Origin of the sequence: Labrenzia sp. 5N, assembly GCF_012395805.1 — a bacterium.
Lineage (GTDB): Bacteria > Pseudomonadota > Alphaproteobacteria > Rhizobiales > Stappiaceae > Roseibium > Roseibium algicola.
This window is the reverse complement of the sequence record NZ_JAAZTM010000012.1, coordinates 1-23,534: the sequence shown is the minus strand read 5'-3', so window position 1 is coordinate 23,534 and position 23,534 is coordinate 1. Positions and strand designations below refer to the sequence as shown.

The window sequence follows — 23,534 nt, the reverse complement described above, 5'->3', positions numbered from 1 at the left end:
CATGTCCCTGGCGGCTTTTGAAAACGCGGATTCGATCTTTCAGAACCTGAACCCGGCAGAGAGCCGGATGAACCTGGAAACCCGTGTCCAGCAGCATTCAGGCAGTACGATCGACCGCGCGTCTCCGGCAGAGGCCTGTTTGCTGCCCCTTCTGGAAGCCCTCGGCTGGGATGGCATGGAACGCCATCTCTTCGAAGCCCTGCCTCACCTTGAAGGCATAAAGGGCATCTTCGACCTTCGCGCCGTGCTGACCCGGCTGAACTTTCGGGTCACTCCGACCGGACGGTCCGCAAAGCAGCTGACCGCGGAACAGTTTCCCTGCCTGGTGAAACACGGAGACAATCTACTGGTCGGCCTGGGGCGCTCGAGCGACGGCCGGTTCCAGGCCTACAGCGGCGAGGCTCATCGCACGGTCGCCATTGCCTTCAGCGAACTCAAGGATGCCGAGATCTTCGTGATCGAGCCGGATGACAGCACCGAAAGCGCCGGTTTTCAGCACTGGTCCTCCCGCCTGTTCCATCAGTTCAGGGGCACGGTGCTGTCGATCATGACCGTCGGCCTGCTGTCGAACATCCTGGCGCTCGGTCTGCCGCTCTTTGTCATGAGCGTTTACGACAAGGCTATCGGCGCCAAATCCGTTTCCGTGCTGGTCACGCTGCTGATCGGCATTGCACTTGTGCTGATCATGGACTGGATGGTCAGAGGCACCAAATCGCATCTCCAGGCTTACCTGGGCGCCAGGCTCGACGCGGTGGTCGCCAACACCACCTTCCGCCATTTCCTGCATCTGCCGCTCCCCCTGATTTCGTCCGCCCCCATCGGAGCGCAAATCACCCGTCTGAAGCAGTTCGACGGCGTGCGGGACGTCTTTCACGGCAATCTCGCCAATGCGTTGATCGACCTTCCCTTCTCGGTGATTTTCGTCATGGTTCTCGGCTTCATTGGCGGGCCGCTTGCACTGCTGCCGGCTGGGCTGCTGGTGCTCTATGTCCTGTCGGCCATGCTCATCGTTCCGCGCATGAAACAGGCAATCAATCAGGCCGGCGATGCAAAATCGCGCATGCAGAACATCACCGTGGAGATCCTGTCGAAGCGAAAGGCCATCCGGGAACTGTCCGCCGACGACATCTGGGTCGAGAAATACCGGGCAATTTCCGCGGACTTTGCGCTGAAGAACCTGAAGACGAGGCAACTGTCGCAGGTCATGCAAGTGGTCTCGCAGATGTTCATGACCCTGTGCGGCATCGGGGTCCTCGGTTTCGGAGCCGTTCTGGTCATGAACCAGGACCTGTCTCAAGGCGCGCTCATTGCCGTCATGGCCCTTTCCTGGCGTGCGCTCAGCCCGATGCATCAGGCCTTCCTCAGCGTATCGCAACTGGGCCAGGCCCAGCAGACGATCGAACGGATCAACAGCCTTCTGAAAATCGAAATGGAACGCCAGCCCGGCAGGCTGCCGAGCCTGCACCGCCAGTTCCAGGGCACGATCCGCTTTTCCAACGTCGTGCTGCGCTACCCTTCCCGCCAGGAACCGGCCTTGCGCAATTTTTCGCTTCAGATGGAGCAGGGATCCGTCACCGCGATCACAGGCCCGAGCGGCTGCGGCAAGACCTCGCTGGTGCGGGCCGTGCTCGGGCTTTATCGACCCCATATGGGCGCTGTCCTTGTCGACGATCTCGACATCCGCCAGCTCGACCCGGGCGAATGGCGCAACTCCATCGGCTATGCACCGGAACACCACGATTTCTTCTACGGTACGATTGCGCAGAACTTCCGCATGGCCAATCCGCAGGCGGACAACGATCAGGTTCGCAAGGCCTTCGAGGAATTCGGCCTCAACGCCTATGGCGAAATTCTGCCCCAGGGTGTGGAGACCCGGTTGACCGGCCAGCTGATCGAAGTGCTGCCGGACAACGTCAAACAGCGCCTGCTGCTGGCCAGGGCCTTCATGCGCCCTGCCCCGATCTATCTGCTAGACAACCCTGCCGGAAATCTGGATTTCGAAGGCGACAAGTTCCTGATGAAGAAGATCGACCAGGTTCGCGGAAAGTCGACCGTCATCATCACGACCTACCGCCCCAGCCACATGCGCATGGCAGACAACATTGTCTACATGCAGAACGGCATGGTGGCGATGGCCGGAGCCCCGAAGGACATCCTTGAGGACGTGCTCAAGCAACAATCGAAATAACGTAAGGGGCCGTCGCCGGCCCGCTGCAAGACAACCGCCGAGGACTTTCCAATGGCAGCAAAAGACGATCCCGACACTCTCCGCAAGGCGGTCTACGGCCGCGTCGGCCTTCCGCTGGAATTGGAAGACGGCGTGCCCCCAGCCTTTTATTCACGCCTCCTCATGGGACTGACCATCGCGACCGGCTTCCTGTTGCTGTGGGCTGCCGTCGGCCAGATCCGGGAAGTGGCCAACACGATCGGGGAGATAGCGCCTGCCGGCCAGATTTTGAAAGTGGAGCACCTGGAAGGCGGCATCGTCTCGGAGATCCTTGTTGAGGAAGGCCAGCTGGTACAGGCGGGAGACCCACTCGCCCACCTGGAAAAACAGGATACGACCACGGAACTCGCCCGCATTCAAAGCCGTCTCAGCTATCTGGAACTTGAGGAACGCCGTCTGCTTGCACAGGAATACAGCGATGCCAACACCGTTGGCCTGCGCCTGGACCCGTCGGTGGATGGCCTGAGCACCCAGCAACGGGCAGCCTTGACCGCCAACCGCAAGGCGGTTGCCGACGAACAGGAAGCCTACACCGCGCGTGTCGCCCAGAGGCGTGCCGAAGTGGTCAGCCTGGAAGCACAGGTCGAACTTCAAAAATCACAGGTCGAACTGGAAAAGGAAAAATTCCAGATCCAGGAAGGTTTGCTGAAAGACGGCTACACGTCGCGTCGCCGCTTCCTGGAGGCCAAGGGGGATTTTCAGCGGTCGCAGGTCACACTGGAACAGCTGTTCGGCAATCTCGCACAGGCCCGTGAAATGCTGACCGAAGCCCAGGCCAGCCTCAGTCAGGCCGGCGCCGAAGTGAACCGGGATGTCGCCGACGAGCGCGCCAGGATTGCCCAGGAGCGCGACGAACTGAAACAGGAAATCGCCAAACTGAAAGACCGGCAGGACCGCCTGTTCGTTAAGGCGCCGGTGGCAGGTTACGTCAAGAGCCTTGGCCCGACCGGTCGTGGTGCAGTCGTCAATCCCGGCGATCTGATTGCCGAGATCGTCCCCCTGTCCGAAAACCTCGTTGCCGAGGTGAAGGTCAATCCGAAGGACGTCGGCCATATCAACATCGGCGACAGGGCCGACATCACGATCACCAGCTACGACCCGAACATCTATGGCACCGTGGCCGCGGAAGTGGAGACCATTTCCGCCTCGAGTTTCCAGGACGAATTCGGCGAATACTACTTCAAGGCAACCCTCGCCTTTCCCGGCCAGGTCATCGGCGCCGGTTCACACGAACGGCCGATCCGCCCTGGCATGCAGGTCAACGCCCAAGTGGTCACCGGATCGAAATCGATCCTCCTTTACCTGCTGCACCCTGTAACACGTGCGGCACGAACGATCTTCACAGAGCGCTGAAGTCGAGTTTTCCGGAAATCCTGAAGCCCCGGAAACACTCCGGGGCTTTTTCTTCTTGCAGGTACACCGAGGCTTCTTCCGAGAAAGAGTGGAGGTTGCCGCCCAGGATACAAAAAACCCCGGAGCGAACTCCGGGGTTTTGATGTTTTCACACTTCATTGGCTCAGTGGGTTGCCGGCGTCACCATCGCATAGATCGTGTCATGCACGTTGAGCACGCCGATCGGACGGCCATCGCTGTTGACGATGTTTGCCTCGCCCTCGCCCGTGTCGGCAAAGGTCCGGGCCGCTTCTTCCAGCAGGATGCCGCTGGAAATCGTCGGTCCGTTTTCCAGCGTCCGGGACGTATCCATGACCGTGTCGACCAGGATCACCCGGCCACGGTTCACTTCCTTGACGAAGTCGGCAATGTAGGCGTCCGCAGGCTTCAGAACGATTTCCTGCCCGGTCCCCTGCTGCACAACTGCCCCGTCGCGCAGGATCGCGATCCTGTCGCCAAGGCGCAGCGCCTCGTCCAGATCGTGGGTGATGAAGACGACGGTCTTGTGCAGCTCTTCCTGAAGGTCGAGAAGCACGGTCTGCATGTCCATGCGGATTAGCGGGTCGAGCGCCGAGAACGCCTCGTCCATCAGCAGAATGTCAGCATCGTTGGTGAGTGCGCGCGCAAGCCCCACACGCTGCTGCATGCCGCCGGACAGCTGGTTGGGATAGTGGTTCTCGAACCCTTCCAGCCCGACGCGGGCAATCCAGCGGGCCGCACGCTCTTCAGCTTCCTTGACCGGCACACCCTGGATTTCCAGGCCGTAGATGGCGTTCTTCATCACCGTGCGGTGTGGCAGCAGCGCGAACTTCTGGAACACCATCGCCGTCTTGTGGCGGCGGAATTCCCGAAGTTCTGCCTGAGACATCTTGCAGACATCGTCGTTGCCATAAAGCACTTCGCCATCGGTCGGGTCGATCAACCGGTTGATATGGCGGATCAAGGTGGATTTGCCCGAGCCGGAAAGGCCCATCACCACCTGGATCTTGCCACCTGGCATGGAGATGTTGATGTCGTTGAGGCCAAGCACATGGTTGAATTTCTCGTTCAACTCGGACTTGGACATGCCGTCCTTGACCTTCTTGACCATCTCCTTGCCGTTCGATCCGAAGATCTTGTAGAGATTCTTGATCTCGATACCCGTTGCCTCAGCCATGAAGCACCTCCGAGTGTTTTTGAAGGCGTTTTCCATATGCCTGTGTTGCCCGGTCGAATATGATAGCGATCGCGACAATCGCTAGACCGTTCTGAACCCCCATGAAGAAATACTGGTTTGCGATAGCGTTCAGGACAGGCTGCCCAAGCCCTTTGACCCCGATCAGGGCCGCGACAACAACCATGGCCAGTGCCATCATGATTGTCTGGTTGATCCCCGCCATGATGGTTGGTAGCGCCAGGGGCAACTGAACATTGACTAGCTTTTGCCATGGGCTGGATCCAAACGCATCGGCAGCCTCAAGGACATCCTGATCGACAAGGCGGATTCCAAGGTTCGTCAATCGGATGGTCGGCGGGATAGCATACACAACGATCGCGATCAGGCCGGCAACTTTACCAATTCCGAAAATCATCACGACCGGAATGAGGTAGACGAAGCTCGGCATCGTCTGCATCAGGTCCAAAATGGGGTTGATCCAGCCTTGAACCCGTTCCGAGCGCGACATCAAAATGCCGAGCGGGATTCCCAAAAGAATAGCCAACATGGTACAGACCGTGACCATGGCGATGGTCCGCATGGTGTCTTCCCACATACCGAATACACCGATCAGGATGAGTGAAAAGAGTGATCCAGCAACGATCTTGTAGTTCCGGCTCATCAAGAAGACGATGCTGAGAAGAACAGCCAGCACAATTGGCCAAGGCGACGAAATCAGTAGGTCTTCCAGCCAGATGAGAAAATCTTTCAGGGGATCGAAAGCGTGTTCGATCGCTTCGCCATAGGCCCCCAGAAAAGTGTCAACGGTGCCGTCGATCGTCACGCGAATGTCTCGCAACGTACCCCTGCTTAACGAGGGAAATTCAATCCAATCCATCTAACCAATCCTGATGGTATTCTTTTTGCCCCATATGGAAAGGGCCGCACCTGCTGGGGCGGCCCTTCTACTTATTGCCGGCTCAGAGTGCCGACTTGACCTTTTCGGCCGTTTCCGGGCTAACCCACTTGGTCCAGACATCCTCGAAGTTTTCGAGGAAGTAGTAGGCACCATCTTCATTGGTCGCCTGGTTGTCGGTCATCCAGGCAAGAACCTTGCCGGCCGTCCGGTTATCCCAGGTGCGGCCCTTGATGTACTCCATGGCCGGGCCTGCTTTGTTGGCAAAGTCGTCGGTGACGACGGTAAAGACTTCAGACTTCACCCAGGAGTTCGGCTTAGGCTCCGGGCAGTCCTCGATCACGGTGCAGGTGTCCCACTCTTCCTTGTCATGCGGGACTTCGAAGTCGAGCAGGGTCATGTCGTACTTGCCGAGGATCGCGGTCGGTGCCCAATAGTAACCGAGCCAGCCTTCCTTGCGCTCGTTGGCTTTGGCGAGTGAGCCATCGAGACCGGCAGCAGAACCCGGATCGACCAGTTCGAAACCGCCCTTGTCGAAGCCGAAGGCGCGGAACAGGTTTCCGGTTGTGATGCGGCAGTTCCAGCCGGTCGGACACGTGAAGAAGGCACCCTTGCTTTCGTCTTCCGCGCCAGGGAACAGTTCCGGATGCGCAAGAGCGTCCTTCACTGTGTAAATATTATGCTCTTCGGCGATATAGGTCGGAACCCAGAAGCCTTCGACACCGCCTTCGTTCAGGATTTCGCCGCCAATGATCAGGGAGCCTTCGGCCACTTCCTTGTCGAGAGGCTCGCGCACGGCGTTGATCCAGAGTTCCGGCGCCATGTCCGGCTTCCCTTTGGAACTCATGGAGGTGAAGGTCGGCATCGTGTCGCCTGTGACCAGTTCGACGTCGCAGCCGTAACCATTTTCCAGAATGATCTTGTCGATCTGCGCGATAGCGCCTGCCGACGCCCAGTTCATTTCCGCAACGGTGACCGTGCCGCACTCTTCTGCCATGGCGGACGAGGCCATGCCGATAAGAGCGGTCGCGGCGACCGAGACAAACAACTTCTTCATGAGGATGCTCCTGTGCAGTCTGTTTGCTTGAGATTGAATTGGGCGCGGCGCGCGAAAGCTTCCGTGAAAGCAATCACCTCCCTGCGCGTCCAATGGAAAAGAATAACGAGTTGAGAACAGAATTGAGCCGTGAAGGCCTCTAGATTAAATCTTATTAATTCAGCCTTCATTTGACGCATATACGTTGTTCTTGCTCGAAATAAGCCTGACCGCCGTCTCTACTTGAGAAGAAGGTCATACTCGGTATTTGTACCGAGCTCAGGCCCAACGACCAATACAATTGCATTAAGAGGCTCCTAGCACAACAGTATAGTCGCAATTCTCATACCATTCATACGTCAAATTTCGTGAACATGCCTGCAAACGACATTTTAATGCCGGTATTCGTCATGACACATAATTTTCTTACTATGACAGTGATTCTTTTCACCCTTAAAAGGTGTTTAAACTCAATAAGATCAACCAGTAAGTGCCGAATTTAACCATGTGTACTGATGACCTGATCGCGCAACACCTTGTGCACGAGGTCGGCAAGTACCGGTGCGGCACAAGTGTGCTTTCGCAAGAAAACCATTTCGCGTCCGGCCCCGCCCTGAAGATCTTTCAAGGTCATCTCCGGACCATGCATCCGCAACCCTTGCCAGACGGGCAAAATCGCCTGTCCTGCTCCCTGAGACACCATCTGCGCGATCGTTTCCGGAGCATCGAGCTCACACAGGATGTGTTCTTCGCCAACCAACGCGCCAAAATCTGCCCAGAGTTTGCGGCCGCCCCACGATTGCCTGTCATAGACAATCCAGGGCAGTTTTCCGGCCTCGGTTTTGGATAGATCGCGTTCGGGCGGCAAGGCATGAACGATAGCCTGCGCCTCCAGTGTTCTGCAGATGATGTCCTTGGGCAATTCAAATGGGGCGGCAACCGTAATGGCCGCGTCCAGCGCTCCGCTGCGCAATCCCTCGTAAAGATCGGCCGACGTGCCGGGCCGAACGGTCAGCACCGCCTGAGGCGCCTTTTGCCGGAACTGCTGGATGACCGTGGGCACGTTGTCCGAAAGGGCCGTCGATACCGCCCCAAGCCGAAATGGACCGCTTAACCCATCAGCATCTATGCGGTTTGTCAGCTGCTCCGCGTCCCGCACAAGGCGACGTGCTGCGGGCAACAGCCGGAAACAGGTTTCGGTCGGCAGGGCTGCGTGTGCCGTTCGGTTGAGAAGCGTTGCCCCCAATTCGGCTTCCAGCACACGAATACGCTGGCTGACGGCAGCGGCCGTGAGCCCCTGCTGCCGCGCAGCCGCAGCAATGGATCCGGTTTCGGCAACGGCCAGCAGGCTTTCAAGAAATCGGGTATCCAAAACATTTTCCTTCGCTCAGAAGCAGAAAAACATCTTAAATGTTTTGAATCGGATCTGCTACTCAACATCCGTTTTCAAAGGAGCCGAGCGATGCAACCCTGTTTTCACCTTGCCTATCACGTAACCGATCTGGACGAAGCCCGCGCGTTCTACGGCGGCATGCTTGGCTGCAAGGAAGGCCGCAGCACGCAGACCTGGGTCGACTTCAACTTCTTCGGCCATCAGGTGTCCCTCCATCTCGGCAAGCCTTTCGAGACGACCAACACCGGCAAGGTCGGCGATCACATGGTGCCGATGCCGCACCTGGGCGTGGTGCTGGACATGGAGACCTGGAAGACGCTTGCGCAAAAGCTGACAGACGCTAACCTCGCCTTCGTCATCGCCCCGACCGTCCGGTTCGAGGGCCAACCCGGCGAGCAGAGCACCATGTTTTTCAAGGACCCTTCCGGCAACCCAATCGAAATCAAGGGCTTTGCCGATGAAGCCGGGGTTTTCGCCGCATGAGGCCCGTCGTTCCCTTTGTTTCCTCCGCAAGCCCTGATGAGCGCCAGAGCTGGCGCGAGGCACTGCCGAAGGCTCTCGACGGCATCGCCGACGTCAAGCTGTTCGAAGACCTGACGGAGGACCAACGATCCGAAGCGCGCGTTGCCATCGTCGCCAATCCCGACCCCGCCAATGTGGCGGCACTTCCCAATCTGGTCTGGGTACAAAGCCTGTGGGCCGGGGTGGAGCGCCTGATGGGTGAGCTTCCCGCAAACGGTCCGAAGATCGTCCGCCTGACGGATCCGCAAATGGCGGAAACCATGTCGGAAGCGGTTCTTGCCTGGACGCTTTACCTGCACAGGGGCATGCCCCGGTACATTGCCCAGCAGCGGCAGAAGGTCTGGCAGGATCATGCACTCGAACGCCCACAGGAACGCACGGTTGGTGTTCTGGGTCTTGGCAAGCTCGGCGCAGCCGCCGCCTTGCGGATGAAAGCCAACGGCTTCAATGTGCTCGGCTGGAGCCGTACCGAAAAATCAATTGAAGGCATAGCCTGCCGGCATGGTCGCGCCGGACTTCTGGAGGTGCTCGGCCAGTCGGATTTCATCGTCCTGCTGATGCCGCTGACGGATGAAACACGCGGATTGCTCGGCCAGGACGAGCTGAGCGCCTGCAAGAAGGGCGCTTCGATCATCAACTTCGCCCGAGGGCCGATTATCAACACTGCCGCTCTCATCAACAAACTCGACAACGGCCCGCTCGGCCATGCCGTTCTCGACGTCTTCGATGAAGAGCCCCTGCCACCGTCAAGTCCGCTGTGGGATCATGACAAGGTCACGGTGCTGCCGCACATATCCGCCCCGACCATCATCAGCACAGCGTCCAGGATCGTGGCAGACAACATCGGCCGGTATTACGAAGACGGTACGATTCCCCCAGCCGTCGACCGGGAACGTGGATACTGAAATTTGATCCGCTCTCCGTCGCAATAGTGTCAAGGATCAGCCTCTAATCAGGCGACAACCGTTTCGTCTCCTTCAAAGGTGTTTCATGACCGATCTTCCAATTCTTGGTGCCGCGCTGACAGTTGACGCGCTGGAAACCCATCGCAATCTGATGCTGGACAAACCGCGGGATCTGGAACTTCAGGACTTCTGGCCGGCCGAAGTGCTGAACGGTGACTGGAAACCGATTGTCGAGAAGGCCCAAAAACTGCTGGACGGCCATCAGGGCCGTGTCGGCATTCACGGCCCCTTCTTTGGCTTCACCGTCGACAGCATGGATGTCGACGTCCGCGAGATCGTACGCAAGCGCCTGTTGCAAGGGCTGGAAGTCTGCGAGGCACTGGGCGGCACCCACATGGTCGTGCACAGCCCCTATACGACCTGGGACTTCAACAACCTCGACAATTATGAAAATGCCCGGCAGCGCAAGATAGAGCTCTGTCACCTGACGATGAGCGACGCAGTCAAGCGTGCAGAAGATATCGGCTGCGAACTCGTCATCGAGAACATCGAAGACAAGGACCCTTATGCCCGGATAGAGCTTGCAGAGAGCTTCGGTTCACAGGCGGTGAAAGTCTCTATCGATACAGGACACGCTCACTATGCTCATGGCACGACTGGCGCCCCGCCGGTCGATTACTACGTCAGGGCCGCCGGCAATCGTCTGCGCCATATCCACCTGCAGGACGCGGATGGCTACGCCGACCGCCACTGGACGCTTGGGCAGGGCACCATCAACTGGCACTCCGTGTTCGGCGCGCTTTCCAAACTCGAGAGTGATCCCCGTCTGATCATCGAACTGCGCGACCATTCCGGCCTGCCGGCGTCAATTGCCAACATGGCGGCACTTGGACTGGCGCAGTAACCACAAGGACGGCACTGCGAGGCGGCGCAAAACCGTGCGCCGTCATTGCGGACAAGTGCTTCGCAGCGCACACACCGAGCCGCAATGACGCCCAGGCGAAAGCCTGAGCGTCTGATTTTTGGCCTCAGCCCATCGCCCAGGGGCCGTGGTAGCCGCCGCCGTCCTTGTCGGTGCGTTCAAAACCATGCGCGCCGAAGAAATCGCGCTGGCCCTGAAGCATGTTTGCGGTGGAACGGCCTGTGCGCATGATGTCGAAATAGGACAGCGCCGCCGAAAGGGCCGGTACCGGCAAACCATGCAGCGCGGACTGGGCAACGACCTGGCGAAGCATCGCTTCGGTTTCCTTCAGCTTTGCCGAGAAGAACGGCGCCAGCATCAGGTTGCGTTCGGCGTCGTCGGACAGTGCGGACGACATGTCGTTCAGCATGGACGAGCGAATGATGCAGCCGTTCCGCCAGATCTTGGCGATTTCCGGCAGAGGCATTGCCCAGCCATATTGTTTGGCCGCTTCCAGGATCAGACCGAAGCCTTGCGCATAACAGATGATCTTGCCGGCAACGAGAGCTGCTTCCAGCGCATCGATCGTCACAGCTTCGCGGTCCATGCCGCTCGGAGCCGCGCCAAATTCGGCTTCGCCTTCCTTGCGCTCCTCATACCGCGCGGACATGTTGCGCACGGCAACGGCCGCCTCGATGGCGCTTGCCGGGGTGCCCAGCATCAGTGCCTCGATGGCCGTCCAGCGACCGGTGCCTTTCTGGCCGGCCTTGTCCAGGATGATGTCGAGCATCGGTCTGCCGGTGTCCGGATCCGCCGTCTTGGCAACCTTGCCGGAAATCTCGATCAGGTAGGACTGCAGGATGCCGCCATTCCACTTCTCGAAGACATCCCCGATCTCTGTAGCCGACATGCCAAAACCGTCGCGCATGACGCCGTAGACTTCGGCAATCATCTGCATGTCGGCATACTCGATGCCGTTGTGGACTGTCTTGACCAGATGACCCGCGCCTGCTTCACCCAGAAAGGCCGCGCAGGGCGTTTCTTCGTGTTTGGCGGAAATCGCTTCCAGAATATGGCCGACCTGATCCCAGGCGTCCTTCGCACCACCGCCCATGATGGACGGACCGAAGCGTGCGCCTTCCTCGCCACCGGAAACACCGATCCCCATGAAGCGAGGGCCTTTTTCGGCAGCTTCCGCCGCGCGGCGGTTCGTGTCGTGGTAATTGGCATTGCCCGCATCGATGATGAGATCGCCTGCATCGAATAGCGGCCGCAGAGCCTCGATCTGTGCATCGACCGCTTCACCGGCCGGAACCATCAGGATGACCGCGCGCGGGGTCTTGATGGATGCAACGAAGTCTTCCAGCGTCTTGGTCGGAACCAGTTTCGGCGCGAGTTCCCCGGCCTTCGCCATGAATTGGTCGGTCTTCTCCGTGGTCCGGTTGAACACCGCGATCTGAAAGCCATGTTCGGCAATATTGAGCGCAAGGTTGCCACCCATGGTACCGAGACCGATCAGGCCGATTTCCGCGGCCGCGCCGTTTGTGCTCATGAACATGCCTTTCATAAATCGATTAATGTCTGGTGGGGCGGTGATAGCCGACAAGCTGCCCAACGGCAATGTCTGGTTGGGGCAAGACCGTGTAAAATCCGATCAGCCGAAAGCACTTGCCAGATGATCCACCAGCAGGCGAACGCGCTTGGGGATGAACCGTCGTGACGGCAGGACCGCAAAGAGCGGCAACTCCGGCAGATCGACCGGACACGCAGCCTCGACCAAGCGTCCATCCGCCAGGAATTCGGCACACATCGATTTCGGCAAGATACCCGCCACACCGCCATTCAGCACCAGGGCCAGCGCAAGCTGCAGGTTTCGCGTCCTGTAAACAGGGGCGCCTCCTCCTTGCCCTGCCTCCACCAGCACTTCGGCGGGATCGATCACCCGTCCTGACGTCAACAGCTCGCCGAACGACGCCTCTTCCATGAGCTCCGGCCGGGCAACAAGAACAAGGAAACTGGAGGCGATCTTGCGGACGATGACACTTTCCGATGCAACCCGGTTGCCGCGGAGGGCGAAGTCGAACCGCTCGCCGGTCAGATCAACGGGTCGATCGCTGACATGCACTTCGATCCGGACCTCCGGATATCGTAAGTTGAAGCTGGCCATCGCCTCTGCCAGAACATCCAGCGGCAGGTCGACCGGGACGGACACTCGCACCATCCCCTGCGGCGCCTGTGCCGATTTCAGCTGTTCTCCGGCCTCCTCCAGGTCCCGCAAGGCCGGCTGCACTTTTTCCCGATAGGCCTCGCCTTCCACCGTCAGGCGCACCTGCCTGGTCGTGCGCTGGAACAGGGCGACGCCAAGCTCTTCCTCCAGTGCCTTGATACGAGCCGTCACTGTCGACCTCGGCAAGTCAAGCTGCCGGGCGGCAGCAGCGAAACTGCCAAGACCGGCCACTTCAACAAAGGTTTCCAGATGTGCCAACGTTGTCATTGCGCGACATTTTCAGCCAGACTGTTCATTTTTATACAGCTACACCGAACAATATCTGCGGTCTACCTACAACGCACCATCAATGGTCCCAAGAGGTATTCCCATGAAACGGCGCAGTTTTCTGAAGTCAGCCGGCACCATGTCGCTGGCTGCTCCCGCAATCTTGACCGGTGTTTCGTCCGCTCCCGCAAGAACCGCAACAGGATCTCCCCGGCTCGACATCACCTGGCTCGGCGGTGCAACGATGCTGATCGAATGCGGGGACCTCACCCTCCTGACCGACCCGGCCTTCGGCGAAGGTGAGCACGCGTTTCGCATGGGTGATCCCAACCAGATGTTCGATCTCGCCACGGGACCCGATGTGGTGACACACAAACGGCTGACCCCGTTTCGCGGTGTCGATCTTTCCAGGGTGGATCAAGTCCTGCTGTCCCACCTGCATGAAGATCATTTCGACCAGACGGCGGAAAGCGCAATTGCCCCGGACATGCCATTCCTCGTTCCCTCACATGACCGGGAGCGATTGACCGCAAAGGGGTTCACGCAGGTTCAGGTGGCCGACTGGATGAAACCTCACGTGATCACCAGAGGTGACGTCACGCTCTCGCTGACCGCACTACCTGCCGAACACTCGGAAAACCCGGAGATTGCCTCGCTGCTTGGCCCAGGTAATGGCTACTGGCTGGAGATCCGCCAGGGCGACTGGGCAAAGTCGGTCTATTGGACCGGCGATACCTTCCCGACGCCAAATGTCCTCGACGCGCTCAAGGGTTTCGGATCGCCGGACGTGCTCATTCCACATCTTGGCGGCGTCGGCACTTCAGGACCTCTCGGGCAGATCAGCATGGGCGCAAATCATGCCGCCGATTTCGTGGATAAGCTCCGGCCTGGCAAGGTACTGCCGATCCATCACTCCACTTACGCGCTTTATCTTGAACCCGTCACCAGCCTGCCGACTGCGCTTGCCGGCAAGACGCAGGGACTGGATCTTGTTTCGGAAGGCACCTGCGTAAGTTACGTCTGACCACGAAAACAACGGGGCACCGGCGTCTCCAAAGGAGATGCCGGCTGCCGCAAACGCCTCCAATAAACTAAACTTAGCCGGCAAAATTACACGTAAAAATACTCGCTGTCTGAATAAAACTGTCATGTAGAGCTGATAGGCGATTTTCATCCGCAACCCTTTTGCTGCTCTGTGCAAAGGATCTGTCACATGAAAAAGCTTCTGATCGCAGCCGGCCTCCTGGCCGCGGCATCCGCCTCCGCTTACGCCGAAGATGTTACCGGCAAGCTCGTGCTCTACACCTCCCAGCCGAACGCCGACGCCCAGGCAACCGTCGATGCCTTCACCGCGGCGCATCCGGGCGTTGAGGTCGAGTGGGTCCGTGACGGCACCACCAAGATCATGGCGAAGCTGCTGGCCGAATTCGAAGCCGGCGCGCCGAAGCCGGACGTACTGCTGATCGCCGACATGGTGACCATGGAGAGCCTGAAGCAGGAAGGTCGTCTGATGGCGCATGAGGCGGCCGACGTTTCCGCCTACGATCCGGCGATCATGGACAAGGACAAGAGCTACTTCTCCACCAAGCTGATCACCACCGGCATCATGTACAACACCAACGCGCCGATGAAGCCGACGTCCTACAAGGATCTCCTGAAGCCGGAAGCAAAGGACAAGCTGGCAATGCCGTCGCCGCTGACGTCCGGCGCCGCGACCATCCACATGACTGCGCTGACCTCCAACCCGGAGCTTGGCTGGGCCTACTACGAAGGCCTCGCAGACCAGGGCGCCAACCCGCAGGGCGGCAATGGCGGCGTCTACAAGGCGATTGCCGGTGGCGAGAAACTCTACGGCTTCGTCGTCGACTTCCTGCCGATCCGCGAAAAGGTAAAAGGCGCACCGGTTGAGTTCGTCTTCCCGGAAGAAGGCGTCTCCGCCGTCACCGAGCCGGTTGCGATCCTCTCCACTGCCCAGAACCCGGATGCCGCCAAGGCATTTGTCGACTTCCTGATTTCCGAAGACGGTCAGAAGCTCGCCGCATCCCAGGGCTACCTGCCGGCACACCCGGGCGTCCCCGCTCCGGAAGGCTTTCCCGCGCGCGACCAGATCAAGCTCATGGATTTCGATCCGGCCAAGGCCCTGGAACAGGACCAGGCCGACAAGATGAAATTCTCCGAGATCTTCGGCGGGTAAGGCCAACGCCTCCTTTCGACAACGGGCAGCGTGGCGGAAGCCTCGCTGCTTTTTTCCGTTCCCCCGTCAATCCGGACAAATGCGGCGTTGCTGCATGCTGATCCGGAAGCCAGACATCAGCATGAGCAAAGCGAATACTGTTCCATTTGGAATTTGGCCGCGCCTCCGGCGCGAAACATGTCTGGATTCCGGATCATCGCTCGGCTACGCCTCACTTGTCCGGAATGACTGCGAGAAGCAACGGCAAATCCCTGTGCAGCTATCGAAGCTTTCCGAAAAGACCACCCTTCTCGCGCTTTTTCTCGGCGCAACGCTGATCTGCGGGCTGCCGCTGCTGCTTTTGTTCAAGACCGGACTGACGGGTGATGGCGGTCTCGACCTAGGCCCGTTGACGGAAGCCGTGCAGAGCCGGTCGGTCCGAAGCGCGCTATGGCATTCCGTTGAGAGCAGTTTCTTGTCGGCACTGGCAGCAACCGCGCTCGGCACCCTGCTCGCACTCCTGATCGGCCTCACCGATATTCGCGCCAAGGGTCTGCTGGTTTTCCTGATCCTGCTGCCGATGATGATCCCGCCGCATGTAACGGCTATTGCCTGGATACAGGCGCTCGGCCCGGGCAGCCCGGTGCTGCGCTGGCTTGGGCTGGCTCCGGAACTCGGCTCCACCCACCCTCTCTACTCCCGTGAAGGCCTCGTCCTGCTGCTGACCCTGCAGCACAGCCCGCTGGTGTTCCTGCTTGTCCGTGCCGCGTTGAGGTCGTTTCCGCGCGAACTCTCAGACGCAGCCCGCGTTTCCGGCTCCGGAAGCCTCTTGATGTTGCGCAGGATCACCTTGCCGTTGCTCGCGCCATCCCTGCTGGCCGGTTTTGCGCTCGCCTTCGTTGCCGCACTTGGCAATTTCGGCATCAATGCCCTGATCGGCATTCCGGCACGCTACACCACGTTGCCCGTTCTGGTCTGGCGGAGACTGGCAAGCTTCGGTCCGGATGTCCTGCCAAACGTGGCGGTCATTTCGGTTATCCTGGCCGTTGTCGCCCTTGCCGCGATCCTGCTGCAAGGTGTGCTGCAGCGGCGCCTGCGCACCAGCCTCATCGGTCTGCCGCAAGACCCTCTGGCGATCTCCCTTGGCCGTAAGCGTCCCTTTGTGGAAGCCACTCTCTGGCTGTTCGTGGCCTTCGTACTGCTGTTGCCGGCAACCTCGTTGCTGGCGACCTCGCTGGTCCGCACGTACGGCCTGCCGCTGTCTGCGGAAACCCTGACACTCGAAAACTTCACCGAGGTGCTCTGGCGCCAGTCCGTCACGCTCAGGGCCTTCGCCAACTCAACTCTCGTTGCCGGGGTTGCCGCACTTGTCATTGCTGTCATCAGCCTGTTCCTGGCCTATTTCCTCGCCCATCGGAAGCCGGCTCACAGAACCTGGGCGAGCCTTGCGCTCACACAGTCGGAAATAGCCTTTGCCGTGCCCGGCCTGGTGATGTCGATCGCCTTCATCCTGGCATTCATCCGCCCTCTGCCGGTATTGAACATCTCGCTCTACGGCACCCTCTGGATAATTCTGATTGCCTATGTCTCCGTTTTCCTGGCGGTGGGCCTGAAACCGGTTGCCGCCGCCTTCCTGCAAATGGATGGTACATTGGAAGATGCGGCTCGGGTGGCTGGCGCCGGGTTCTACCGGCGCATGACAAGGATCTTCACCCCGCTCGCAGCTCCCGCGGCTGCCTCCGGTGCAATTCTGGTGTTTCTGACCGCTTACAACGAGGTCACGGTCTCCGCCCTGCTCTGGTCCACCGGCAACGAGACCATCGGCACGACAATCTTCAACTACGAAGACGGCGGCTACACTACGCTTGCCGCCGCCATGTCGGTTGTGGTCGTCGCCGCAACGATTTTGATCATGCTGACAATGAATGCACTGGCCCGCAAGGTTCCGGCCGGGACGATTCCCTGGAAGGATTGAGGGATAGTCGAAGCTCTTGTCATCCCGGGTCTGCACTGCGCTTTACCCTGGGTGATAACAAGGAACAAAACTCACTCCGGCAACACCCACCCGTGCAGGATATCGAGCTGAAGGAGCTCGCCAGGGTCCGCCTTTCGGTGAAGCACCATGAGAAGCGGCTGCGAAAGGCCTTCGAGACGGACGAAGACTTCCCAATAGCCACCCCGGTAGATCGTCCGTTCGACCGTTGCCTCGAAGCCGGAAGTGCCCGTTGCGAGCACCAGATGTTCCGGCCTGAGCAACAACGTTGCTGGGCCCGAAACTGTTTGGTCAGGACAATCGACGACCGCGATGACATTGCCGAAGCGCACTTGCGCCTCGCCGTTTTCAACTCGCAGCACATCCACCGGAATGAGTGTGCTGCGGCCGATGAAACCGGCGACCTTCTTCGAATTCGGACGGCGGTAAAGCGTGTCGGGATCGTCCGCCTGCAGGATGGAGCCATCCCACATCACCGCCACCTTGTCGGCAAGGGCCATTGCCTCGCGCTGGTCGTGCGTAATGAAAAGCGTCGTCGCGCCGCTCGCCCTGTGGAATGCCGCCAGCTCTTCTTCCATCGTGCTGCGCAGATGCGGATCGAGATTGGCGAGAGGCTCGTCCATCAGCACGGTGCGCGCGCCCTGCGCCAGGCACCGCGCCAGAGCCACCCGTTGGCGTTGACCACCGGAAAGTTCGGCCGGCTTGCGCTGCCGGAACGGTGTCAGGGCCACCGTTTCCAGGCACTCCGCCACACGGGCCGTCACCGCGCTCCGCCTTTCACCCGCCGTCTCCAGCGGAAAGGCGACATTGGCGGCAACATTCATGTGCGGCCACAGCGCATAGGACTGAAACACTACTCCCACCTGGCGCTGCTCGGGCGGCAGGTGCAGGCCCTTGCCGGCAACGGCCTGCCCACTGAGTTTGATCTCTCCCGCATCGACCGGCTCCAACCCGGCAATGGCGCGCAGCAAGGTCGACTTGCCGCAACCGGACGGGCCGAGCACCACGAAAAACGTGCCGCCCTCAATCGAAAGGGACACGCTGTTCAGCGCCTTTTGGGCATCGAAGGACTTGGAAACGGAAGCAAGCTGGATGGACATGCCTCCCGTTAGCCTTCTCCCATGACAGATTGATTACAACTACTGCAAACGCCCCTCATCGGCCCCGCAAACGCAGCAGCAGATCGACTTCCTCTTCCAGCGCGCGGCCATAGGCCCTGGCCGCCGGGGCGTTGGAATGCATCAGTGTTTCGTGGCGGAACAGGCAATAGGCTGCAAGGCACCAGTGATAGGCGCCGCGCTCCTTCAGAAAATGCTCGACCGTCTCCTGGTCAGGATAGCGCGTCAGGAACATTTCCTCCGCATGGGCGACAAGCGGATGCAGGCCATAGAGCGTTGCAAGACCGGGAGAGACGAAACAGGCGATATCCTCGACCGGGTCACCAAGCCCGGCGAATTGCCAATCGATCAGCCGGGCACCATCGCCGGTTGCCTGGATCGTGCCCAGACAGAAACTGCGATGAACCAGCGAACGCTTGATCTCGCGCTTTTTGACGGCGCCCTCCGCCGGGCGCGACCGCTTCAGGTTCGCCGCCTTGCGGCTATGCGGAATGAGCGCCAGCATGGCATCGCCCCGCGCCAGCACCTCGTGATATCCGGCCGGAACGGTCTGGTGTCCCGGCACCGGTTCACTCAAGGCGGCAAACCGACCGATCAGCTCGGCGGCTTCTCCGACATCAATCTCGTTGTCGACGGGGGTCGGATAGCCATAGATCAACAGCGGTGTTTTCGCCGGACTGTAGGTGAACGCTTCAAGTTCCGGCGAGAGGCCATGGCGGGCTAGAACGGCAAGGGCGTCCGCCTCCTGCCTCGGCAAGGTCGGATACAGAGGGTTGTCTTCGTTTTCGGGGAAGAATTCCTTGATAACAAAGCTTCGGCCAGGCGTATCCAGGCGCCAGAACCGGGCGGTATACGCGACCGGCAACGGTCGCAGCCGTGCAACTGACCAGTCCTTCACCGGCAGTAGCGTTTTCAGAAAAGCCAGCAGTTCCGAATCCGACAGCAACACGCGCACCAAGGGTCCCCACAAAAAGTCTCCTTGTTCTGATCGCTTTGAAGTCCCTTGCCGTCAAGCCCTTCGATTGGCGAGACCACGGCTGGATCGAGGACACGGTGCCGGATGTCGGAGTTGAAGCACTGGCCGTCGTTCTGAGACTGCCCGCTGAAAGTCCCCTCTCAAGTAACGTCTGATGAGATGGCGCAGACCGGGCCGCGCCCAAGCCTTTCCAGGGCAACAGGTCCGGCTTTCAGGAATAGTGGCGGACGACATGACGCATGACATCGAAACGGCCTCGCTTGCCGAGACGGCTCCCGCACGGCGCGGACGGCGGCGCAGGGGCGGCGAGAAGACCGGTCCGGATCTCTTTCCGCAAAAACCCTTCAAGCAGCCGCGGCATATCTTCAAGCCGTTGGAAGCCGTTTCCGCTGACGAACTTGAAGCGATCCACGACGCATCCATGCGCGTTCTGGAAGAGATCGGCATCGACTTCCTGCACGAGGAAGCAAAGCAGATCCTGAAGGATGCCGGGGCCGACATCAAGCCGGGTGAAGACCGTGTACGCATGGACCGGGCAATGGTGGAAGAGCTTGTTGCCAAGGCCCCGACCGAATTCACGATCCGTGCGCGCAACCGGGCGCATGATCTGCAGGTGGGCGGCAATGCCCTTGCCTTTTCCTGTGTGGCCAGCGCGCCCAATGCCGTCGACCGCGACCACGGCCGCCGCCCGGGCAACCAGGAGGACTATCGCAACTTCCTGAAACTGTCGCAGTTCTTTAACATCATTCACTGCGTCATGGGCTACCCGGTCGAACCGGTCGATATCCACGCTTCCGTGCGCCATCTCGACTGCGTTGCAGACATGCTCCGGCTCACCGACAAGGTCTATCACATCTATTCGCTCGGCAAGGAGCGCAACCTCGATGGACTGGAACTGACCCGGATCGGCTACGGCCTTACCCCGGAAGAATTCGTCGAAACGCCGTGCGTGGCAACGGTCATCAACACGTCCTCGCCGCTGAGGCTCGACACACCAATGCTGCAAGGCCTGATCGAAATGGCCAAGGCCGGACAGGTTTCCATCGTCACGCCTTTCACTCTTGCCGGTGCCATGGCTCCGGTCACCGTTGCCGGCGCGCTGACCCTGCAGAACGCGGAAGCCCTTGCCGGGATTGCCTTCGCCCAGCTTGTCCGCCCGGGTGTGCCGGTGGTCTATGGCGGCTTCACGTCCAACGTCGACATGAAATCCGGCGCGCCAGCCTTCGGCACGCCGGAATACATGAAGGCAGCAATCGTCGGCGGCCAGCTCGCCCGGCGCTATCATCTTCCCTACAGGTCGTCAGGCGTTTGCGCGGCCAACACGGTCGACTATCAGGCAGCGCTGGAAACCACCTTGTCGGAATGGGGCGCGATCAACGGCGGGGCCCATATCATCAAGCATGCCGCCGGATGGCTGGAAGGCGGACTGAGTGCCGGTTTCGAGAAATTCATCACCGACATCGATCTGCTCCAGAAGATCGCCGAATACCTGACGCCGCTTGATGTGTCAGAGGCAGCCCTTGCCGTCGATGCGATCCGCGAGGTCGGTCCGGCGGGCCACTTCTTCGGCACCCAGCACACCCAGGACCGTTACAAGGACGCTTTCTACGCGCCCATCGTTTCCGACTGGCGCAATTACGAAAGCTGGTCGGAGGCAGGCAGCCCAACCGCCTACGACAAGGCGAACATGCTCTACAAGAAGGCTCTGGAAGCCTATGAGCAGCCCCCGCTTGATCCGGCCATCGACGAGGAAATCACCGCCTTTGTCGAGAGGCGAAAGGCCGAGGGCGGCGCCCCGACCGACTTCTGATCATTTCGCGTTTCACGTTCGAACACGGCCTGCCGCGCAAGAGCAGGCGCTTCCGGAGCAGATTGCATGAATACCCACACTCAGGTTGTTGTCATTGGCGGTGGCGTTGTCGGCTGCAGCGTTCTGTATCACCTGACCAAGCTCGGCTGGAAAGACGTCACGCTGATCGAGCGCGACGAACTGACATCCGGCTCCTCCTGGCACGCAGCAGGTGGCTTCCACACCCTGAACGGCGATCCGAACGTAGCCCAGCTGCAAAGTTACACCGTCGACCTCTACAAGGAACTGGAAGAAATCTCCGGCCAGTCCTGCAGCCTGCACCTGACCGGCGGCGTCATGCTGGCCGATACGCCCGAGCGAATGGATTTCCTGCGTCTTGCCCAGGCCAAGGGGCGCTATCTTGGCATGGACCTGGAGCTGATCTCGGTCTCCGAAGCCAAGAAGATGTTCCCTCTTCTGGACGAGAAACACTTCATCGGCGCGCTCTGGGACCCGATTGAAGGCCATCTCGACCCCTCCGGCACCACCCATGCCTATGCCAAGGCGGCCCGCGTCAAAGGCGCGACAGTCCTGCGCCACACCAAGGTGGAAGAACTGGTTCAAACGCCCGACGGCACCTGGGATGTCATCACCAACAAGGGCACGATCCACGCCGAACACGTGGTCAACGCCGGTGGCCTGTGGGCACGCGAATGCGGACGCATGGTCGGCATCGAACTGCCGGTGCTCGCCATGGAGCACATGTACCTCCTGACCGACGAGATGGAGGAAGTGACCTCACACAACGAGGCCACCGGCAAGGAACTGATCGGCGTTCTGGATTTCGGTGGTGAGATCTACACCCGCCAGGAAGGCAAGGGTGTGCTGCTCGGCACCTACGAGCAGAACTGCCGCCCGTGGAGCCCGCGCCAGACCCCCTGGGATTTCGGCCACGAACTGCTGGCGCCGGATCTCGACCGGATCGCGCCGGAGCTGGAAGTCGGCTTCGAGCATTTCCCCGCCCTGCAGAATGCCGGTATCAAGCAGATCATCAACGGGCCTTTCACCTTCGCGCCGGACGGTAACCCACTGGTCGGCCCGGTTCGCGGTCTTCGGAACTACTGGGTTGCCTGCGGCGTCATGGCCGGGTTCAGCCAGGGCGGCGGTGTCGGCCTGACGCTCGCCAACTGGATGATCAACGGCGACCCCGGCTACGACATCTGGGGCATGGATGTTGCCCGCTACGGCACCTGGGCAACGCTCTCCTATACCAATGCCAAGGTTCAGGAAAATTATCGCCGCCGGTTCCGGATCCGTTTCCCCAACGAGGAACTTCCGGCTGCCCGCCCGCAGCAGACAACCCCGCTTTACGACCGCATGCTGGCGCAAGGCGCCGTCATGGGCGACAGCTGGGGCCTGGAGACACCGCTCTGGTTCGCTCCGGAAGGCGTGGAAGCCAGGGACATCGTCTCCTACCATCGCTCCAACGATTTTGAGCACATCGGCGCCGAGTGCCGGGCTGTGCGCGAGAGCGTGGGCGTGACGGAGACGGCCAACTTCGCCAAATACGAGATCACCGGGCCAGGCGCGGAAAGCTTCCTGTCGCTTTTGATGACCAACACAATGCCGAAGGTCGGCCGCATCATCCTGACGCCGATGCTGAACGAGAACGGCAAACTGATCGGTGATTTCACCATCGCCCGGGCCAGCGACCAGAAGTTCTACATGTGGGGCTCGTCCCAGGCCGAGATCTATCACATGCGCTGGTTCGAGAAGCACCTGCCAGAGGACGGCTCGGTGACGATCCGCGCAATCAACCTCGGCTGGGTTGGCCTCTCCATCGCCGGTCCCAATTCGCGCAAGGTTCTGGAGAAGATCACCGGAGACGATGTCTCGGGCGAGGCCTTCCGGTTCATGGACTTCCGCGAAATGGACGTTGCCAACGCCCCCTGCAAGGTCAATCGCATCACCTACACGGGCGACCTTGGCTACGAGATCTGGATGGCGCCGGAGTACCAGCGTCAGGTCTATGATGCGCTGATGAAGGCCGGAGCCGAGTTCAACATCGTCAACTTCGGCATGCGCGCCCTGCTCTGCCTGCGGCTAGAAAAGAACTTCGGCACCTGGTTCCGCGAGTTCCGCCCGATCTACGGCGCATTCGAAGCCGATCTTGGCCGGTTCGTGAAGCTGTCCAAGGACACCTTCATCGGCAAGGAGGCGGCCCAGAAAGAATTCGATGAAGGACCGAAGCGCCTGCGTGTCAGCTTCGTGGTCGACGCGTCGGACGCCGACGTCATGGGCGATGAGCCCGTTTGGCACGATGGCAAGGTGATCGGCTGGGTGACTTCCGGCGGCTACGCCCACTACCTGCGGAAATCCCTCGCACAAGGGTATATTCCCTCGGAACTGGCAGCGAACACGCAGGAAGGCGCCTTCGAGATCGAAATCCTAGGCGAGCGCCGCAAGGCCACCATCATCAGCGAACCGCTGTTCGACCCGAAAGCCGAACGCATGCGCATGTGAATGCATCCGGTCGTCGGGGTGTTGGTCTGACGACCGGATGC

18 protein-coding genes are annotated in these 23,534 nt (G+C 60.0%); 10 read left to right on the top strand and 8 right to left on the bottom strand.

Going from position 1 to position 23,534, the window contains the following annotated elements; translation table 11 throughout:
• Position 1: 1 nt before the first annotated feature.
• Positions 2-2,188 (top strand): ATP-binding cassette domain-containing protein, encoded by a 2,187-nt coding sequence (locus HEP89_RS12530; RefSeq protein ID WP_077291810.1) that lies wholly within the window; start codon positions 2-4, stop codon positions 2,186-2,188.
• A 51-nt stretch (positions 2,189-2,239) separates the two neighbouring features.
• Entirely contained in the window at positions 2,240-3,580 is a 1,341-nt protein-coding gene (locus HEP89_RS12525; protein ID WP_023003359.1) for an HlyD family type I secretion periplasmic adaptor subunit, read from the top strand.
• Between the two features lie 163 nt (positions 3,581-3,743).
• Here the strand turns inward: HEP89_RS12525 and HEP89_RS12520 are convergent, their stop codons facing one another.
• The 4 genes from HEP89_RS12520 to HEP89_RS12505 form a co-directional block, all read right to left on the bottom strand.
• The gene (locus tag HEP89_RS12520) at positions 3,744-4,775 is read right to left on the bottom strand and encodes a glycine betaine/L-proline ABC transporter ATP-binding protein (protein ID WP_168692160.1); all 1,032 of its coding nucleotides are present in this window, start codon (positions 4,773-4,775) and stop codon (positions 3,744-3,746) included.
• Complete coding sequence (locus HEP89_RS12515; RefSeq protein ID WP_152505558.1) at positions 4,768-5,652, bottom strand: proline/glycine betaine ABC transporter permease; 885 nt, start codon at positions 5,650-5,652, stop codon at positions 4,768-4,770. The genes HEP89_RS12520 and HEP89_RS12515 overlap by 8 nt, the downstream gene beginning before the upstream one ends.
• Before the next feature lie 82 nt (positions 5,653-5,734).
• Entirely contained in the window at positions 5,735-6,727 is a 993-nt protein-coding gene (locus HEP89_RS12510; protein ID WP_055661242.1) for an ABC transporter substrate-binding protein, read from the bottom strand.
• Between the two features lie 478 nt (positions 6,728-7,205).
• A complete protein-coding gene (locus HEP89_RS12505; protein ID WP_168692159.1) occupies positions 7,206-8,078 on the bottom strand; it encodes a LysR family transcriptional regulator in 873 nt (290 codons plus the stop codon).
• A gap of 90 nt (positions 8,079-8,168) precedes the next feature.
• Here HEP89_RS12505 and HEP89_RS12500 point away from each other — a divergent pair, with 90 nt between their 5' ends.
• The 3 genes from HEP89_RS12500 (at position 8,169) to HEP89_RS12490 (ending at position 10,430) form a co-directional block, all read left to right on the top strand.
• Positions 8,169-8,582 (top strand): VOC family protein, encoded by a 414-nt coding sequence (locus tag HEP89_RS12500; RefSeq protein ID WP_168692158.1) that lies wholly within the window; start codon positions 8,169-8,171, stop codon positions 8,580-8,582.
• The gene (locus HEP89_RS12495; RefSeq protein ID WP_168692157.1) at positions 8,579-9,526 is read left to right on the top strand and encodes a glyoxylate/hydroxypyruvate reductase A; all 948 of its coding nucleotides are present in this window, start codon (positions 8,579-8,581) and stop codon (positions 9,524-9,526) included. The genes HEP89_RS12500 and HEP89_RS12495 overlap by 4 nt, the downstream gene beginning before the upstream one ends.
• A gap of 85 nt (positions 9,527-9,611) precedes the next feature.
• A complete protein-coding gene (locus HEP89_RS12490) occupies positions 9,612-10,430 on the top strand; it encodes a sugar phosphate isomerase/epimerase family protein (RefSeq protein ID WP_168692156.1) in 819 nt (272 codons plus the stop codon).
• A gap of 124 nt (positions 10,431-10,554) precedes the next feature.
• Here the strand turns inward: HEP89_RS12490 and gndA are convergent, their stop codons facing one another.
• Both gndA and HEP89_RS12480 read right to left on the bottom strand, forming a co-directional pair.
• Positions 10,555-11,979 carry an NADP-dependent phosphogluconate dehydrogenase gene (gndA, locus tag HEP89_RS12485; protein ID WP_168692155.1) on the bottom strand — a complete coding sequence of 475 codons (1,425 nt, stop codon included), beginning with the start codon at positions 11,977-11,979 and terminating at the stop codon, positions 10,555-10,557.
• A gap of 102 nt (positions 11,980-12,081) precedes the next feature.
• On the bottom strand, positions 12,082-12,921 hold the full coding sequence (locus HEP89_RS12480; RefSeq protein WP_168692154.1) for a LysR family transcriptional regulator: 840 nt from the start codon (positions 12,919-12,921) through the stop codon (positions 12,082-12,084).
• A 103-nt stretch (positions 12,922-13,024) separates the two neighbouring features.
• Between HEP89_RS12480 and HEP89_RS12475 the strand changes: the two genes are divergently transcribed.
• From HEP89_RS12475 to HEP89_RS12465, 3 genes are all read left to right on the top strand, one after another.
• Positions 13,025-13,945: an MBL fold metallo-hydrolase gene (locus tag HEP89_RS12475; protein WP_168692153.1), complete on the top strand. Its 921-nt coding sequence runs from the start codon at positions 13,025-13,027 to the stop codon at positions 13,943-13,945.
• A gap of 189 nt (positions 13,946-14,134) precedes the next feature.
• Positions 14,135-15,115, top strand: a complete 981-nt coding sequence (locus tag HEP89_RS12470) for an ABC transporter substrate-binding protein (protein ID WP_077291800.1) — start codon at positions 14,135-14,137, stop codon at positions 15,113-15,115.
• Between the two features lie 253 nt (positions 15,116-15,368).
• Entirely contained in the window at positions 15,369-17,069 is a 1,701-nt protein-coding gene (locus HEP89_RS12465; protein WP_168692152.1) for an iron ABC transporter permease, read from the top strand.
• Between the two features lie 71 nt (positions 17,070-17,140).
• On the opposite strand, the gene HEP89_RS12460 is transcribed toward HEP89_RS12465, so the two are convergent.
• Positions 17,141-18,187 (bottom strand): ABC transporter ATP-binding protein, encoded by a 1,047-nt coding sequence (locus HEP89_RS12460; RefSeq protein WP_168692151.1) that lies wholly within the window; start codon positions 18,185-18,187, stop codon positions 17,141-17,143.
• A gap of 55 nt (positions 18,188-18,242) precedes the next feature.
• Positions 18,243-19,175 (bottom strand): phosphotransferase, encoded by a 933-nt coding sequence (locus HEP89_RS12455; RefSeq protein WP_209014643.1) that lies wholly within the window; start codon positions 19,173-19,175, stop codon positions 18,243-18,245.
• A gap of 238 nt (positions 19,176-19,413) precedes the next feature.
• On the opposite strand from HEP89_RS12455, the gene HEP89_RS12450 reads away from it, so the two are divergent.
• Both HEP89_RS12450 and HEP89_RS12445 read left to right on the top strand, forming a co-directional pair.
• Positions 19,414-20,991, top strand: coding sequence for a trimethylamine methyltransferase family protein (locus HEP89_RS12450; protein ID WP_168692150.1), 1,578 nt, complete (start codon positions 19,414-19,416; stop codon positions 20,989-20,991).
• Between the two features lie 66 nt (positions 20,992-21,057).
• Positions 21,058-23,493, top strand: coding sequence for an FAD-dependent oxidoreductase (locus HEP89_RS12445; RefSeq protein WP_168692149.1), 2,436 nt, complete (start codon positions 21,058-21,060; stop codon positions 23,491-23,493).
• Positions 23,494-23,534: the final 41 nt, after the last annotated feature.

What these genes read in the sequence shown, in the direction of transcription:
- HEP89_RS12530 (WP_077291810.1), top strand. Translation starts at nt 2, where the DNA reads ATGTCCCTGGCGGCTTTTGAAAACGCGGATTCGATCTTTCAGAACCTG.
- HEP89_RS12525 (WP_023003359.1), top strand. Translation starts at nt 2,240, where the DNA reads ATGGCAGCAAAAGACGATCCCGACACTCTCCGCAAGGCGGTCTACGGC.
- HEP89_RS12520 (WP_168692160.1), bottom strand. Translation starts at nt 4,775, where the DNA reads ATGGCTGAGGCAACGGGTATCGAGATCAAGAATCTCTACAAGATCTTC.
- HEP89_RS12515 (WP_152505558.1), bottom strand. Translation starts at nt 5,652, where the DNA reads ATGGATTGGATTGAATTTCCCTCGTTAAGCAGGGGTACGTTGCGAGAC.
- HEP89_RS12510 (WP_055661242.1), bottom strand. Translation starts at nt 6,727, where the DNA reads ATGAAGAAGTTGTTTGTCTCGGTCGCCGCGACCGCTCTTATCGGCATG.
- HEP89_RS12500 (WP_168692158.1), top strand. Translation starts at nt 8,169, where the DNA reads ATGCAACCCTGTTTTCACCTTGCCTATCACGTAACCGATCTGGACGAA.
- HEP89_RS12495 (WP_168692157.1), top strand. Translation starts at nt 8,579, where the DNA reads ATGAGGCCCGTCGTTCCCTTTGTTTCCTCCGCAAGCCCTGATGAGCGC.
- HEP89_RS12490 (WP_168692156.1), top strand. Translation starts at nt 9,612, where the DNA reads ATGACCGATCTTCCAATTCTTGGTGCCGCGCTGACAGTTGACGCGCTG.
- gndA (WP_168692155.1), bottom strand. Translation starts at nt 11,979, where the DNA reads ATGAGCACAAACGGCGCGGCCGCGGAAATCGGCCTGATCGGTCTCGGT.
- HEP89_RS12480 (WP_168692154.1), bottom strand. Translation starts at nt 12,921, where the DNA reads ATGACAACGTTGGCACATCTGGAAACCTTTGTTGAAGTGGCCGGTCTT.
- HEP89_RS12475 (WP_168692153.1), top strand. Translation starts at nt 13,025, where the DNA reads ATGAAACGGCGCAGTTTTCTGAAGTCAGCCGGCACCATGTCGCTGGCT.
- HEP89_RS12470 (WP_077291800.1), top strand. Translation starts at nt 14,135, where the DNA reads ATGAAAAAGCTTCTGATCGCAGCCGGCCTCCTGGCCGCGGCATCCGCC.
- HEP89_RS12460 (WP_168692151.1), bottom strand. Translation starts at nt 18,187, where the DNA reads ATGTCCATCCAGCTTGCTTCCGTTTCCAAGTCCTTCGATGCCCAAAAG.
- HEP89_RS12450 (WP_168692150.1), top strand. Translation starts at nt 19,414, where the DNA reads ATGACGCATGACATCGAAACGGCCTCGCTTGCCGAGACGGCTCCCGCA.
- HEP89_RS12445 (WP_168692149.1), top strand. Translation starts at nt 21,058, where the DNA reads ATGAATACCCACACTCAGGTTGTTGTCATTGGCGGTGGCGTTGTCGGC.